At 53.2% G+C, this 14,489-nt stretch carries 15 protein-coding genes; 13 read left to right on the top strand and 2 right to left on the bottom strand.

Annotation, left to right across the window (positions count from 1 at the left end; all coding sequences use genetic code 11):
• The first annotated feature begins 232 nt into the window (after nt 1–232).
• From leuB to WBG83_RS20670, 7 genes are all read left to right on the top strand, one after another.
• Nucleotides 233–1,312 (top strand): 3-isopropylmalate dehydrogenase, encoded by a 1,080-nt coding sequence (gene leuB / locus WBG83_RS20700; protein WP_336747272.1) that lies wholly within the window; start codon nt 233–235, stop codon nt 1,310–1,312.
• A gap of 285 nt (nt 1,313–1,597) precedes the next feature.
• Complete coding sequence (locus WBG83_RS20695) at nt 1,598–3,355, top strand: ABC transporter ATP-binding protein (RefSeq protein ID WP_336747270.1); 1,758 nt, start codon at nt 1,598–1,600, stop codon at nt 3,353–3,355.
• The gene (locus tag WBG83_RS20690) at nt 3,352–5,409 is read left to right on the top strand and encodes an ABC transporter ATP-binding protein (RefSeq protein ID WP_336747268.1); all 2,058 of its coding nucleotides are present in this window, start codon (nt 3,352–3,354) and stop codon (nt 5,407–5,409) included. The genes WBG83_RS20695 and WBG83_RS20690 overlap by 4 nt, the downstream gene beginning before the upstream one ends.
• Nucleotides 5,410–5,633: 224 nt before the next feature.
• Nucleotides 5,634–5,771 carry a hypothetical protein gene (locus WBG83_RS20685; protein ID WP_336747267.1) on the top strand — a complete coding sequence of 46 codons (138 nt, stop codon included), beginning with the start codon at nt 5,634–5,636 and terminating at the stop codon, nt 5,769–5,771.
• A 34-nt stretch (nt 5,772–5,805) separates the two neighbouring features.
• Entirely contained in the window at nt 5,806–6,012 is a 207-nt protein-coding gene (locus WBG83_RS20680; protein ID WP_336747266.1) for a hypothetical protein, read from the top strand.
• Nucleotides 6,012–6,524, top strand: coding sequence for a sensor histidine kinase (locus tag WBG83_RS20675; protein WP_336747265.1), 513 nt, complete (start codon nt 6,012–6,014; stop codon nt 6,522–6,524). Before WBG83_RS20680 ends, WBG83_RS20675 begins: the two co-directional genes overlap by 1 nt.
• A 269-nt stretch (nt 6,525–6,793) precedes the next feature.
• Nucleotides 6,794–7,927 carry a response regulator gene (locus WBG83_RS20670; protein WP_336747264.1) on the top strand — a complete coding sequence of 378 codons (1,134 nt, stop codon included), beginning with the start codon at nt 6,794–6,796 and terminating at the stop codon, nt 7,925–7,927.
• Nucleotides 7,928–8,079: 152 nt separating this feature from the next.
• Here WBG83_RS20670 and WBG83_RS20665 read toward each other — a convergent pair whose 3' ends face one another.
• A complete protein-coding gene (locus WBG83_RS20665) occupies nt 8,080–8,730 on the bottom strand; it encodes a class I SAM-dependent methyltransferase (RefSeq protein WP_336747262.1) in 651 nt (216 codons plus the stop codon).
• 215 nt (nt 8,731–8,945) lie between these two features.
• On the opposite strand from WBG83_RS20665, the gene WBG83_RS20660 reads away from it, so the two are divergent.
• The 4 genes from WBG83_RS20660 to WBG83_RS20645 all read left to right on the top strand — a co-directional run bounded on the left by WBG83_RS20660 (nt 8,946) and on the right by WBG83_RS20645 (nt 11,985).
• Complete coding sequence (locus WBG83_RS20660; protein WP_336747261.1) at nt 8,946–9,494, top strand: peroxiredoxin; 549 nt, start codon at nt 8,946–8,948, stop codon at nt 9,492–9,494.
• A gap of 514 nt (nt 9,495–10,008) precedes the next feature.
• Nucleotides 10,009–10,464 (top strand): redoxin domain-containing protein, encoded by a 456-nt coding sequence (locus WBG83_RS20655; protein WP_336747259.1) that lies wholly within the window; start codon nt 10,009–10,011, stop codon nt 10,462–10,464.
• 14 nt (nt 10,465–10,478) lie between these two features.
• Entirely contained in the window at nt 10,479–10,862 is a 384-nt protein-coding gene (gene gcvH, locus WBG83_RS20650) for a glycine cleavage system protein GcvH (protein WP_336747258.1), read from the top strand.
• A gap of 358 nt (nt 10,863–11,220) precedes the next feature.
• Nucleotides 11,221–11,985: a DUF2087 domain-containing protein gene (locus tag WBG83_RS20645; protein WP_336747257.1), complete on the top strand. Its 765-nt coding sequence runs from the start codon at nt 11,221–11,223 to the stop codon at nt 11,983–11,985.
• A gap of 76 nt (nt 11,986–12,061) precedes the next feature.
• On the opposite strand, the gene WBG83_RS20640 is transcribed toward WBG83_RS20645, so the two are convergent.
• A complete protein-coding gene (locus WBG83_RS20640; RefSeq protein ID WP_336747256.1) occupies nt 12,062–12,268 on the bottom strand; it encodes a PLD nuclease N-terminal domain-containing protein in 207 nt (68 codons plus the stop codon).
• Nucleotides 12,269–12,621: 353 nt separating this feature from the next.
• On the opposite strand from WBG83_RS20640, the gene WBG83_RS20635 reads away from it, so the two are divergent.
• Together WBG83_RS20635 and WBG83_RS20630 are read left to right on the top strand one after the other, a co-directional pair.
• Nucleotides 12,622–13,866, top strand: coding sequence for a DUF2157 domain-containing protein (locus WBG83_RS20635; protein ID WP_336747255.1), 1,245 nt, complete (start codon nt 12,622–12,624; stop codon nt 13,864–13,866).
• Nucleotides 13,838–14,395, top strand: a complete 558-nt coding sequence (locus WBG83_RS20630) for a GDYXXLXY domain-containing protein (RefSeq protein ID WP_336747254.1) — start codon at nt 13,838–13,840, stop codon at nt 14,393–14,395. The genes WBG83_RS20635 and WBG83_RS20630 overlap by 29 nt, the downstream gene beginning before the upstream one ends.
• The last annotated feature ends 94 nt before the right edge of the window (nt 14,396–14,489 follow it).

Raw genomic sequence — 14,489 nt, 5'->3', positions numbered from 1 at the left:
AAACAAGTGTTTGCGTTTATCGACTACTTCAACTCCACCATGGCCAAGCCTTTTAAATGGACTTATAAAGGCAAGGTTCTTTGCTTTTAACTGTTGTTATATTTAAGTTTTAGTGCACTAGTCACATTATAGGAAATGGCTATAAGCCTGATAGAATTTATATCTTTGAATTGTTCTCTCTATTGTGGTACAACAGAAATAGTGATTTTTTATAATTGAGGAGAGTGCAGGAATGGCAGACGTAAAAAAGATTGCAATTATTTCCGGCGACGGCATCGGCCCTGAAGTGGTTGCTGAAGCGGAGAAGGTTCTCGCGAAAACAGAAGAATTGTTCGGTTATAAATTCGAGAAGCAATATGGCTTGTTCGGCGGTATCGCTATCGACGAGAAAGGCACCCCGCTGCCGCAGGAAACATTGGACATCTGTAAAGATGCCGATGCGGTTCTGCTTGGCGCTGTAGGCGGTCCGAAATGGGACAACAATTCGAAGGAGCTGCGCCCGGAAACCGGCCTGCTGGGTATCCGCAAAGCGCTGGGACTGTTCTCCAACATCCGTCCGGCTGTTGTGTTCGATTGCCTGAAGGAAGCGTCGACGCTGAAGCCGGAAGTGCTTGAAGGCACTGATCTGATCGTTGTTCGCGAATTGACGGGCGGCATCTACTTCGGTGAGAAATTCCGCCGTGATTCCGAGAACGGCGAGGAGGCTGTCGACACTTGCGTGTACAATGTAAAAGAAGTAGAGCGCATCGTGCACCAGGCGTTCCAAATCGCTCAAACCCGCAGCAAGCGTCTGGCTTCCGTCGACAAGGCGAACGTGCTGGAAACCTCCCGCCTGTGGAGAGAAACGGTCAACGCGATTGCTCCGCAATACCCGGATGTTGAATTGGAGCACGTGCTCGTAGACAACTGCGCGATGCAGCTGCTGCGCCGTCCTTCCAGCTTCGACGTCATCGTAACCGAGAACATGTTCGGCGACATCCTGAGCGACGAAGCAGCGATGCTGACAGGCTCCATCGGGATGCTGTCCTCCGCTTCCCTGGGCGAAGGCAGCTTCGGCTTGTATGAGCCGGTTCACGGCTCGGCGCCTGACATTGCCGGACAAGGCATTGCGAACCCAATCGCAACCATCTTGTCGGTTGCTTTGATGTTCAAGCTGACCTTCGGCTATCAAGAAGCAGGCGACGTCATCGAAAAAGCAGTGAAAGAAGTGCTTGATGCCGGTCACCGTACGGGCGATATTGCAGTAGATAAGAGCAAAGCGATTGGCACCACAGCTATGGGCGACCTGATCGTAGCTGCAATGAAACGCTAATTATTGCTTTCATCATCAGCGTTAAATAAGCTCTAAAGGACCTCTAAAACCAACCGTATGTGTTGGAATTAGAGGTCTTTTTTGCTGCAGCGGCCTGGTTTTTACGGGCTCCATTGCCGTATCTGCAGATGCTTGGGAATCCGAGTCAGACAGCGGTGCGTGCACTTCTTGCTTCGTAATAAAACAGGCAAGTTGCCTATAATTAAACTGTGCATTGACGCTTCGTGCGGGCATGGGCTACAGTAGCATTGATGCGATTCGGCTTTTGCGGCAAGGAGGATGAACATGGAACGCAAGCAGTCAACAAATACGCTTCAGCAATATGCGGCGATGCTTAGCAAGTACCTGCTTCCGCAGCGGAGCACGCTGGCGGCGCTCACCGTGCTGCTGTTCGCTTCAATTGGCCTTCAGCTCATTAACCCGCAAATCATACGTTATTTTATAGATACAGCTCAAACCGGCGGCGAGTTGCAGCCGCTTTTTTATGCGGCGGGCTTATTTATTGTTTTTTCCCTGATTCAGCAGCTGATTTCGATCGTGGCCGCGTATTTCAGCGAGAATCTTGGCTGGAAGACGACGAACCGTCTGCGGGGTGATTTGGCGGAGCACTGCCTGTCTCTGGATATGTCGTTTCATAAGACGCAAACGTCCGGCTCGATTATTGAACGGGTGGACGGGGATGTGAATGCGCTGGCCAACTTTTTCTCCAGCTTCATGATTCATTTGGCCGGAAATCTGATTCTTATGGTGGGCATTCTGGTGCTGCTGTTCCGTGAAAATTTGCTGGTCGGCATCGGTATGACCGTATTTGTGGTATTCGCTGTGTTGACGATTCAGTGGATTCGTAAATTTGCGGTGCCGGTGTGGGCGAAGTGGCGGCAAATAAACGCCGAATTTTACGGCTTTATCGGCGAGCATCTGGAGGGCACGGAGGATACGCGCGCCAATGGGGCGGCCGGCTATGTCATGAGCCGCTTCTACGCGCTGCTGCGCCGGATGCTGCCTCTGCGGACAAAGGCGTTTCTCGGCTTCGGGATGATGTGGATTACGACGATTGTCGTCTTCGCCCTCGGCAATGCGATGGCATTCGGCATCAGCGCTTATTTGTGGAAGCAGGGGGCGGTTTCACTCGGAACGGTGTACCTTATTTTTTATTACACGGAGCTGCTGGCTAAACCGATTGAAAAAATTCGCACTCAGCTTGAGGATCTGCAGCGGGCGGACGCCAGTTTGTTACGTATCCGCGAGCTGCTGAACACCCGGTCCCAAATTACCGATGGGCCGGGAACACCGCTCCCGGCCGGAGCGCTGGCGGTGGAGCTACAGGACTTGACGTTCGGCTACGATGACACACCGACGCTGCAGGACCTGCAGCTGCGCCTTGTGCCCGGGCAGACGCTTGGATTGCTGGGACGCACCGGCAGCGGCAAGACGACGCTCGCCAGACTTCTGCTGCGCTTCTACGATCCGCAGCAGGGCGGTGTGCTGCTGGGCGGAGTGGATATTAGGGAATGTAAGCTGAGCGAGCTGCGGCGGAAGGTTGCCATGGTGACGCAGAATATTGAAATATTAGAGGGCAGTGTCCGGGAAAATTTGACGATGTATGATGATTCCATTGCAGATGAGCGGATTATTGAGGTGCTGGACGATCTTGGCCTGGGCGCTTGGCGCATGTCATTGCCGCAGGGGCTTGATACACCGCTTGCTTCCGGGGGCGGCAGCCTGTCCGCGGGGGAAGCGCAGCTGCTTGCTTTTGCACGGGTCTTCTTGACCGATCCCGGTCTTGTTATTCTGGATGAAGCCTCCTCCCGGCTGGACCCGCTCACGGAGCGCCGCATTGAGGAAGCGATGACAAAGCTGCTTCAGGGACGCACCTGTATTATGATTGCCCACCGCCTGGCAACAGTACAGCGGGCGGATCAAATTATGGTGCTCGAAAACGGGCGCGTGCTGGAGCAGGGTAAACGGATCGAGCTTGCCGGAAATCCGAACTCCCGGTTCAGCCAGATGCTGGCGGTTGGTCTTGAGGAGGTGCTGGTGTGAGTACGTTTACGTTTTTGTGGCGTTTAATTCGCTATCGTCCGGGCTGGTATCTTATGAACATGCTTGCCTGGACGCTCGTTCATTTGGCGCCGATAGTGCCGGGTCTGCTGACCAAAGCCTTCTTCGACGAGCTGTCCGGCACATCGGAGCTTAGTTTTGGCGTCTGGGGCATTATTGCCTTGCTGGTGGGCGTTGCCCTCGGAAGGGTGGCGCTCATTATCGGCGGATTTATTACGGACGTGCATTCCCGGTTCCGCATGGGGATGCTGCTGCGGCGTAATTTGCTGGAGCATGTGCTGAAGCAGCCGGGGGCCAGAGCTATCCCCTGTTCGCCGGGAGAGGCTATCAGCCATTTCCGTGACGATGTGGACCAGACGGAGGAAGCGGCAAGCTGGTCTGTAGACGTAGTCGGGATGCTGGGCTTCGCAATCCTGTCCAGCTATATTTTGATTCAGGTGGATGCCCAGATGACGCTGCTCGTCTTCGTGCCGCTTATTCTGGTCGTTACCGCTGCGCAGCTGGCAACCTCCCGCCTGCAGAAGTACCGGGCTGCCAGCCGGGATGCGACGGCCAAGGTGACGGGCGCTATAAGTGAAATGTTCTCTAATGTGCAGGCCGTACAGGTGGCCGGGGCAGAGAAACGTGTGATAGAGCGCTTCAATCGGCTTAACGAAGCACGCCGCAAATCGATGGTGAAGGATAAGCTGCTGACCGAGTCGCTGGACTCTGTTTTTACGAACTCGGTCAATCTGGGAACAGGGCTCATTCTGCTGCTGGCAGGTTATAAGATGCGAGGCGGCGAGTTCACGGTCGGCGATTTGTCTCTCTTCGTCTATTATTTGACCTTTGTGACGCAGCTTATTTCCAACGTTGGCAAATTCCTGACGTATTTCAAGCAGATGTCGGTCGGCCTGCGTCGCCTGATTTCGCTGCTGCAGGGAGCGCCCGCACAGGTGCTGACTGTGTATAAGGGCCTTCATTTGCGGAAATCGGATGCGGACGGCTCTGCAGCGAAAGCTTCGCCCGGGGAGAGGAACGGCAAATTGCCGATCGGCGGGCAGACCAAGGAGCGGGATAGCACAAGCGATCCGGTAACTGCTGCGGCACGCTCAGGGCTGCCGTCTCATTCGGAGGAGCCGGCGGCGTCTGGTTGGAGCGGGCAGGCTTTACCATCCCGCGAGGCGGATGCAGCTGCGGCGGGGCAGTCCCGGAGGGAAGCCTCTGTATCGGGTAATTCCGGTGCGTCCAGGCCTTTGCCGGGGTCAATGCCGCATTCGGAGGAGCACCGGCAACCGGCAGAGGCCGGCGAACGGCTGGAGCTGCTTGAGATACAAGGGCTGACCTTTGTATATCCGGAGACCGGCCGGGGGATCCACAATATTTGCTTACGCCTCCCGAAAGGCTCGTTCACCGTTGTAACCGGCATGATCGGTTCAGGGAAAACGACGCTCGTTCGAGCTTTGCTCGGCTTGCTGCCCATGGATAGCGGAACCATCGTCTGGAACGGCCGGACAATAAACAATCCGGGCGATTTCTTTGTCCCGCCCCATAGCGCTTATACTGCACAAATCCCGCGTCTCTACAGTGATAAGCTGCGGGATAATATTTTGCTCGGCTATCCTGAACGGAACGGAAATTTGGCGCAGGCGATTCATTCGGCGGTCTTGGAAGAGGATATTGTGCATCTGCGGGAGGGGCTGGATACTGTGATTGGCCCGCGGGGAGTTAAGCTGTCCGGCGGCCAGGCCCAGCGTACCGCTGCGGCCCGCATGCTGGTACGCGATGCGGAGCTGTACGTATTCGACGACCTATCCAGCGCGCTGGATGTGGAAACCGAGCGTAAGCTGTGGGAGCGGCTGTTCCGCGATCGCGGGGAAGCGACCTGTCTGGTTGTGTCACACCGTAAGGCGGCGCTAGCCCAGGCGGATCACATTGTTGTGCTGGAGGACGGGCGAATTGAAGCGGAAGGGACGGCCGACCGGCTTCTTGCCGTGAGTGAGCCGTTCCGCAGGCTGTGGTACGGGAATGAGGAGCCGCAAAGCGCTCCTAGTTGATGGCCTGCAGCCGTATCCCGTACCACAGACGGAGCACGGCTGAAGCTTACATTATTCATCATGGGCACTTCATGAGGCTGCTTCTTCATGGGGTGCTCTTTTTGGCTTTTTTTGTCGATTAATGGACCATCAGTGACAAGAAATATGACAAATAGACAGGAAACCGGGCACCGGATCGCGAATGAGTAAGGCAGAAGAGGGAACAAGCCGAGGAGCGTTAGCTAATGAATAAGACGTGGATCATCCTTGTCGTCAGCATCATCGTTGTCTTCTTGCTGCCTGGCTATTGGATTGTGAACTGGGTACAGTCGGATCAACGGAATCCGGAGGCGCAGTCCGGGCTTATGGATTTAAGGGGGTAGGATTTCGTCGAATTACAACTACTCCTCGGGCGGCATGATTACCGCAATTGAATTCGGCAGCCAGCAATCGATTCTCAACGTCCGGGAATGGGATTTGTACTCGGATGTGTTTACTTCCGCCAGCTTTTTAATTCCTGCGCTTTTTTTCCTGCTGCTGTACCGGCTGCGGAGAGAGGAGCGTTCGCTGCTTTATCTTGGCGGCTTTTGCGTAGCTAGCATGGTTTACGTGCAGAGCTGCTGATGGAGCTGAGCTATTATTTGCGAGCCAGCTTCGATTTTCAAAATGATGAGCAGCTTACCACGGTCCATAAGGAATTGGAGCTGGTGAAATCCTATCTGATTCTGGAAAAAGCCCGGTTCGACGAGCGCCTGCACGTGGAGTACACCGTCGAAGGCAATTTGAATGCCCGGATTCCGCCTCTCAGCATACAGCCTATCGTTGAAAATGCAGTCCGGCACGGCCTGATGCAAAAATCGCAAGGCGGTACAATCCAAATCAACATCACGATTACGGAGCTTGAGGTAAGCGTGGTGGTCGCCGATGACGGAATGGGGATGCGGCCTGAGCGCATGCAGCAGGTGCTGTCAGAGGATGATAGGTCCGGGGGCGTCGGCCTCCGCAATGTTCATCGACGGCTGCTCACCCTGTATGGCAAAGGACTTGACATAGAAAGCGAATGGAGGCGGGGCACGATAGTCAGCTTCGCCGTACCGAGAGCCATGCCGGAAATGCTTCAAACTAAATTGGCATAGCATCGTGCCCTGGCAAACCGATCGGTCCGTTGATTAAAGGGATTAAAGGACAATCATTAGGATAGACGAAGGCGCAAGCCAAATGAATGGGGAGTTTCGCTCTGCACTGGACTAGACAAGCAACAGGCGTCAGCACAATGATGCGGCAATCGCGCCCTCGCCCTGGGCCAGCCACGGCCACGGTGAACGGGTGGACAGTTACCCCTGTAGAAAGAATCGAGCTAGTTTCGCGCTAAAGCGTTTCACTTTGTCAGAAGAGGTGAGAAAGGTTGAAGGCGATTTTAATTGATGACGAGAAGCCGGCTATTACACATTTGGAGCGGCTGCTGCGCAAGGACGGCCGAATCGAAATAGCTGGCAAGTATAACTCGGCGATAGATGGGCTTGAGCATCTGCGGGAGGACCCTGCTGCCGATGTTGTGTTTCTCGATATAGAAATGCCCGAAATGAACGGTCTGGAAGCCGGTGAATATATTCAACAGCTGAACCCGGAAATTCGGATCGTGTATATTACAGCGTATTCGGAATATGCGATCGAAGCTTTTGAGCTTCATGCGCTTGATTATTTGTTAAAGCCCGTTCATCCCGAACGGTTTGGGAAAACGTTGGACCGCATTCAGGAATTCATGGCTCAGCGGACAGAGCGTGCTCAGACGACGGCGGTAAGGCAGAATACTCCCGATCTCTTATGCTTCGGACGGCTGTCCTTGTCCAGAGGGGCGCATAAGCAGCTCAAATGGAGGACCCACAAGACACAAGAATTGTTCGCCTATCTTCTTCATCACAAAGGCCGCTGGCTCACAAAAGGGCATTTGCTGGAGGTGCTTTGGCCCGAATATATTCATGACAAGGCTGTTACACATCTGCATACCTGCGTATACCAGATTCGCAAGCAGTTGAAGGAAAGCGGCCTTGAGATGCTGGTGGAGTTCGCGCAGGAAAGCTATCGTCTTACATCGGATCAGGTCGTTACGGATGTAGAGCAATTTGAGCAGTCGTACCGTTGCGATACAGTCAATTCAAGCCAGCAGCTGGCACAGGTGGATCGCATTCTTTCCCTGTACCGGGGTGATTATTTGGAGGAGCATGATTATGCATGGGTCAAGTCCAAAAAAAGGGATCTTCTGCAGAGATATATGCAGCTGAGTTTGGCTGCAGCAGGCTATGAGCTGCGAAACGGGCAGCAGCGGCAGGCCGTTCGTCGGCTAAACAAGCTTCAGGAAAAGGAGCCGTATTCCGATGAAATATGCCGTCTTTTGCTGACAGCCTATGCGGGGCTTAACGACTATGCTTCCCTTCAAGCGCATTATGAGTCCTTCGCGGCGCTTCTGGCCAGCGAGCTGCAGGCGGAGCCGGAGCAGCTGACGAAGGAGCGATACATGGAGCTTCGAAAGGTACGCTAGCTGCGGAGGAATGTCGTCTTTTTAATGCATAGCATTTCCGGCTCCTTCGAGTCTTGACGCGTGCAGCATTCATTGCTGCACGCATGTCCGACTGACGTCCAGTACATATACAGCAGGAGCGGCAATAACGAAGGAAGCCCTGAAAAAGATGGCTACAGGGTCCGGATTTGAAATGTTCCGGCTCTCGGCGGCTTGCGCCATATCATGGACTGAAAGTGGGGTTTGCCTTCGGCAAGGGGAATAACCCGGAAATAGACGGGCTCCAGGAAGCTTCCGACAACATCCTGAACAGAGCGATCCGTATAGAAAGAGAAGAAACGTTTCGGTTCATAAGCATCCTCCTCCCAAACCCCTTCCGAATCAGGCCCGCCGTACACACCCATATAAAATAATCCGCCCGGGCGCAGCACACGGCGAATCTCCAGCAGCACCTTCACTATATCCGCTTTGGGCACATGGAGCAGACAGTTCAGGGCGTACACCGCATCGAACCTTCCATCGGGGTAGGTCATTTTGTAAAAATCCATAACCTCGGCCTGCAGGCCCTTCTCACGGCAAAGCTGTACCATACGGGGAGACAAGTCCGAGCTGGTTACTTCATAACCCGTTTGCGCAAAGAACAGGCTGTCTCTTCCTGTGCCTGCGCCAATCTCCAGCAGGGAAACGGCCCCTTCCTGCTGCAGTCTGGTATGGAAATGGGCCCGTTCAATTTCCTTCCAGTCCTGCTTCTCCATCCGCTCTCTCTCACATGCATGCCGATCATAGGCAGCGGACAAATGCTGCTTCCATTCCGGTGACTTCACTGCGCTTCACCCCAAATAAAAGAATAGATGGAACCTAAATATTGGAACATATACAATTAAATTATACATAAATAATACAAACAAACGTTCGTGAAAACAAGGGGTTTATATTAAAATAATTATTAATCAATAATAGATGTCATGTTGACTTCGACCCTTGCAAATGTTACGATTTTACTTGTGAAAATATAGATTTCCTGGGAGGTTACATAACCATGGCTGATCGTTTGGTTGGTAAAAAAGCACCTGATTTTACATTGGCAACCGCACTGGGTAACGGACAAGATTTCGGTAAAGTTTCTTTGTCCGACTATAGCGGCAAATGGCTCGTTCTGTTCTTCTATCCGCTGGATTTCACATTTGTATGCCCAACAGAAATTATCGCTCTGAGCGATGCGATTGAGCAGTTCTCCGACCTGGATACTGAAATCCTCGGTGTCAGCGTGGACAGCATCCACTCCCACCGCGCATGGCTGAACACCCCGCGTGAAGCGAACGGTCTCGGCAAGCTGAACTACCCGCTCGGCGCGGACATCACCAAATCGGTAGCAAAAGACTACGGCGTTCTGATCGAAGAAGAAGGTATCGCGCTTCGCGGCCTGTTCATCATCGATCCGGACGGTATCCTGAAATACCAGGTTGTAAACCACAATGATGTAGGTCGCAGCGTAGACGAGACGCTTCGCGTTCTGCAAGCACTGCAATCCGGTGGTCTGTGCCCGGCGAACTGGAAGCCAGGCCAAGGACATCTGGTGGCGAAATAAGCTTTGCCCAAGCTATGACAGGACTTCGCTGAGTTGGATCATCCTTTTGGATGTGCTCCTTCAGCTTGAAACCCTCCTGCCTGCACGTGTGCAGGGGGAGGGTTTTTTACGATATAATCTCCGTCCAGGTGGAGCAAACCTGAAGCAGCATCCATGTCCGGACCACGAGAAGCACAGCAAGTAGGCTGCAAGTGGTGTCGAAGCGTAGTTTCGTTAATGACGGAACAATATACTAGCGCACGTGTTTACGAGTACTGCTTCCAGCTCGTAGCGTGGCGTCCCATGACCATAGCCAACCAAATCAGTAAATCGCAAGCAGGTTTAGCCGGATGATGCCCGTCTGAGCAATGACGGCGAAGCGGATATCCGGCGGGATTCGAATATACATCGCAGATACTCATAAACTAGGTTGTAACCCGGAATAGGGTAAATCGGCTGCTCGCTTGCTGAAGAAAGAACGCCGGTTAGGCGGCCGGACCCCAATTGTAAAGGAAAACAAAAGGAGGGAAACACGATGCCGATGCGTTTAAGGACGGAGCTGCCCGGCTTTGCCGGTGTGACGGAATGGATTAACAGCCAAGTGGACTTGGAAGCCTTGCGCGGCAAGCCGGTGCTGGTGCATTACTGGGCGGTAAGCTGCTATATGTGCAAGGAGGGCCTGCCCCTGTTGAACGAATGGCGGGTCAAGTTCGGGGAGCAGTACGGCTTGCAACTGGTCGGAATTCATATGCCGCGTTCTGAGAAGGATACGGATGTGGAGGCGGTCAAGGAAATGGTCAAGCAGTACGAGCTGCAGCATCCCATTGCTGTTGATAATGCTCATGCGGTAACGGATGCTTTTCAGAACGAATATGTGCCTGCTTTTTATTTGTTCGATGATCAGCTGCAAATGCGGTTTTTCGGCGCCGGAGAGAAAGCGCTCGGTATGGTAGAGCAGCGAATACATAAAATTTTGGGACCTAAAGAATAGAGGAGGAGTAAATGATGAATTTGCCATCGGATTTGAAATATAGCGTAGAGCACGAATGGGCGCGAATCGAAGGAAACCGGATTACGGTCGGAATTACAGATTTTGCTCAAAATGAGCTGGGCGACATCGTTTTCGTAGAGCTTCCTGAAATCGGCGCGGAGGTTCAATACGGTGAGCCGTTCGGCAGCGTGGAATCGGTCAAAACGGTTTCGGAGCTGTACGCGCCGGTATCCGGCAAAATCGTGTCAATCAACGCTGCGTTGACGGATTCCCCTGAAAAGGTGAACGAAGCTCCCTATGAAGCCGGCTGGATGATTGTTATTGAGATGGCCGATCCGTCCGATCTGGATAAGCTGTGGTCTCCTCAGAAATATGCCGAAACCTACGGTGATTCCTAGTCCTGGCTGAACGTACAAACTGAACGTACCAATTGAACGTACCAATTGAACGTACAAATACCGCATGTTCCCCGAAAACGGAGCGATGCGGTATTTTTTTGCATCAGGGCATGGTTGTTTTACCGGGGTGATCTGGCCCGGCAATAGGGGCTTATAGCGATAATCCCAGCGTGAAGAGCGGCATCGCATGACCGTGCTCGATCACATCCAGCTATGCCGGTTTGTAAGAGCAGCAGCTTAACGGAGAAGGACTATCGAACAAGACGGCCGTAGTATATTGTAGAAAGAGACGATAAGGTTCATATATAAACGAAATCATAATATGTTTACTATAAAATAAACATTTGAGGTGAACGTAATGAGTGAACTGCATGAGATGTTTTGGTCTGCCTCGCTTGACGAGCTGAAGCGGGGATATGTGTTTCAGGCTCAGACGGGCCTATATACATGCTTAATCTGCGGTACGGAGCTTGAGCAGGGGATTGTCTTTGCAGACGGGGAGCGCTTGTATGAAGCGGAGAAGTTTATGCAGGTGCATATTAACGCGCAGCATCAATCCATGTTTCATTACTTGCTCCAGATGAATAAACGCTATACGGGGCTCACGGACCACCAGAGGCGGCTGCTGGATCTGTTCCAGCAAGGGCTCAGCGATGCGGAAATCGTGAAAGCGCTGGAGGGCGGCAGCACCTCCACGATTCGTAATCACCGTTTTACGCTGCGGGAGAAGGAAAAACAAGCCAAGGTGTTTCTTGCTTTGATGGAGCTGCTTCATTTACCTGCGCCGAAGCCTCAGCAGCTTATTCCGATTCACCGGACGGCAGCGATGGTCGACGAACGGTTTGCGATTACGGAGCAAGAGCATGCCGAAATTCTTGAGATGTATTTCAAGGAAGGGCTTGACGGTCCGCTCAGTAAATTTCCGAAACGGGAAAAGCGCAAGCGGGTGCTGCTGAAGCACATCGTGAAGCGCTTCGACAGCAAGCAGACATATACCGAGAAAGAGGTTCAGGCGATTCTGAAGCCAATATTCCATGATCACGCCACGCTGCGGCGGTATTTCATTGAATACGGATTTATGGAGCGCAAGGAAGACGGCAGCGCCTACTGGGTTAAGGAATAAGAAGGAGAGCTGCGGTCAATTCCTCGGACCAAGCTCGCCGCGCAGAGTGTGGTGGAGCAGTAGGAGGATATGCCCATTAATCATTTCGGATGAGCAAATAGATGATTAGCCCCATTAGCGGGAACAGCAGCATCGCCAAGAGAACAATGAGGGCGTATTCCCGGCTGCGGCCCCGGCTCAGCGCATCACGGTAAGCCCAGATACAAAGCGCAACATGCGCCATGAAAAACACAAACACCATGAAAAGAAACACGAGACCCGTAATTCCAAAACTTGTACTCATTGCTGGTTCCCCCTGTTCTGATGGGTTAAAAGAGCCCATAGCTGTTATAACGTAATCCATAGCCTTGAAGTTGCAAAAACGGAAACATTTGCATAGCGGTCTGCGTCATTATACCATAGAGTCAGACAGCCATCCCCATCTGGTGATCGGGAGCCAGGGAGCAAATCATGGAATGGCGTCGGCATGCTGTACAAATCAGGGCTGACTGATGGTTTGCCAAAGACGCAAGCCATGGTTCTGCAAAAGTTTTTGCACCCTACTGCCGTTGGACGGCTTGGGGCAGCATAAACAAGAGGCAATCTGCTTCGCCGGTCGGTACAACAATCCTGTACCATTCGAAAGGAGGCATGACGGTGTCGAGAAAATGGCTGGAGCGGGAAAGCGCACATTGGGTCCAGAAAGGCATTGTCAGTGAAGAGCAGGTAAGGAATATTATGGAGCTGTATCCGGTTGAACGGCATGCCGGTCGTATTCTTCCCGTACTCGGGGCGCTGCTTGTCGGGCTGGGGGTGCTGTCGTTCGTAGCAGCGAACTGGCAAGGCATTCATCCGTTTGCGCGGTTGGCGATTCTTTTGGTGACCTTAACCGGCTTCTATACGGCGGGGGAACGCTTTGTTAAACAAGGCAATGAGAAGCTCGGCATAGCGCTGGCCGGAGCTGGACTTCTCACCTTCGGGGGCAGCTTGTTCCTGATTGCCCAGATGTTTCATTTAACGAGCAACAACATCGCGTCTTTCGTGCTATGGGGAGCGTTCGGGACAGCGCTGACCTGGCTGTACCGAAGCCGGTTCATCTTTATCCTCACTGCGGCAATTCTCGTGATCAGCCAGTTCTACAGTCTGAATGAGTTCCATACGTTCAGCTATGTTAGCGCAGCGCTGCTGCTTGCCGGGCTGGGCAGCTATTGGTGGCGTTATTGCAGCGGACTGCTGTCTCTTGTGCTCGGAGCGGCCGTACTGATTGAGTGCGCGGGTTTTATAAGTCACTGGGATGGAGAGCCGATATGGTTCATTGTGCCTCTTATGGTTTTGTATACAGCAGGAGACTGGCTGCGTCAGAAGGAGCGGGATGCGGTTTATCCGCTTCAGGCGCTGGTGCTGGCGGTTGCTTATCTGATGGCTCTGTTCGGGGCGGCCATTGACGAGCTGTCGATCTACTCCCGTCCTTGGGCGGATGCGCCGGTTTTCATTCCGATTCTGCTGGTGCTGGCGGCGCTGTCCGCCTGGGGGAAGCAGCGGCGGAAGCGTCTCGGCTCCTTGCCGGAGTGGCTGATACTGCTCCCGGCCTTCTTGCTGCCGATGGGAAGCTCCGGAGTAACCTATCTGCTGCTCATGTTTTTGTTCTCCTTGTATGTGCTGACAGCGGGCTTCAAAGCCCAGTGGCGGTTCAAAATCAACCTCGGCACATTGCTGTTTCTGGCAACGACACTGGTTGCTTACACGAAGCTGACCTGGGGGTTTATGGACAAATCCATGTTCTTCCTCATTGGCGGACTGCTGCTGCTTGGGATCAGCTGGTACCTCAATAAGCAGAAACGGGAAGCGCTGAAGCCGGAAGGAGGGAACCCCGATGAGCTCAATGACCGGAGCAAGAAGTAAAAGAACAGTCCGGATCGGCGTACTGCTTGCGCTTCAGGTTTTGTTTCTGCTTGGCTTGGCCGGGAGCTACTACGCCACGGGCTGGTTCGGCAAGGAGATCCGGCTGCAGACCGCTCCCGTAGATCCGCGTGATTTGTTTTACGGGGATTACGTGCGTCTGAGCTATGATATTAGCCGTATTCCCGTCTCGAAATGGACGGGAGAGGAGCCCATCCAGGCGGAGAACTACCCCGTCGGCAAAAAAGTATATGTGCTCCTCCAGCCGGGAGCGGATGGCGTCTATGAGGTCAAGTCCGCTTCCTATGACAAGCTGCAAGCCGCAGGCGAGGAGACCGTGCTTGAAGGACGGCTGGAGTGGGTCAGCTCCCTGCAAGCTGCGGTGGAGGCCGTTGTCGAATATGGGCTGGAACGGTACTACGTGCCGGAAGGAACCGGCCGTGAACTGGAGGATCAAGCCCGGAATATGATTGTCCGTGTTCAGGTTGCGCCGTGGGGGCAGAAAAAAATTAGCGGCTATGAGTGGAAATAGCGCATAAACTATAAACGATGCCTTGGCAAACAAAGATGCCGTCCTCCTGCGGGAACAGGGGATGGCATCTTTGTTTTTTGGAGGGGAGATCGTG

The sequence above is a fragment of the Paenibacillus sp. y28 genome, from assembly GCF_037137075.1.
Classification (GTDB): Bacteria; Bacillota; Bacilli; order Paenibacillales; family NBRC-103111; genus JBBBNV01.
Note: the sequence above shows the minus strand (reverse complement) of the source record. Positions and strands in the feature narration are given on the sequence as shown.

Coding starts and splice junctions, on each gene's coding strand:
- leuB (WP_336747272.1), top strand. CDS start 233: ATGGCAGACGTAAAAAAGATTGCAATTATTTCCGGCGACGGCATCGGC.
- WBG83_RS20695 (WP_336747270.1), top strand. CDS start 1,598: ATGGAACGCAAGCAGTCAACAAATACGCTTCAGCAATATGCGGCGATG.
- WBG83_RS20685 (WP_336747267.1), top strand. CDS start 5,634: ATGAATAAGACGTGGATCATCCTTGTCGTCAGCATCATCGTTGTCTTC.
- WBG83_RS20680 (WP_336747266.1), top strand. CDS start 5,806: ATGATTACCGCAATTGAATTCGGCAGCCAGCAATCGATTCTCAACGTC.
- WBG83_RS20675 (WP_336747265.1), top strand. CDS start 6,012: ATGGAGCTGAGCTATTATTTGCGAGCCAGCTTCGATTTTCAAAATGAT.
- WBG83_RS20660 (WP_336747261.1), top strand. CDS start 8,946: ATGGCTGATCGTTTGGTTGGTAAAAAAGCACCTGATTTTACATTGGCA.
- WBG83_RS20655 (WP_336747259.1), top strand. CDS start 10,009: ATGCCGATGCGTTTAAGGACGGAGCTGCCCGGCTTTGCCGGTGTGACG.
- gcvH (WP_336747258.1), top strand. CDS start 10,479: ATGAATTTGCCATCGGATTTGAAATATAGCGTAGAGCACGAATGGGCG.
- WBG83_RS20645 (WP_336747257.1), top strand. CDS start 11,221: ATGAGTGAACTGCATGAGATGTTTTGGTCTGCCTCGCTTGACGAGCTG.
- WBG83_RS20640 (WP_336747256.1), bottom strand. CDS start 12,268: ATGAGTACAAGTTTTGGAATTACGGGTCTCGTGTTTCTTTTCATGGTG.
- WBG83_RS20630 (WP_336747254.1), top strand. CDS start 13,838: ATGAGCTCAATGACCGGAGCAAGAAGTAAAAGAACAGTCCGGATCGGC.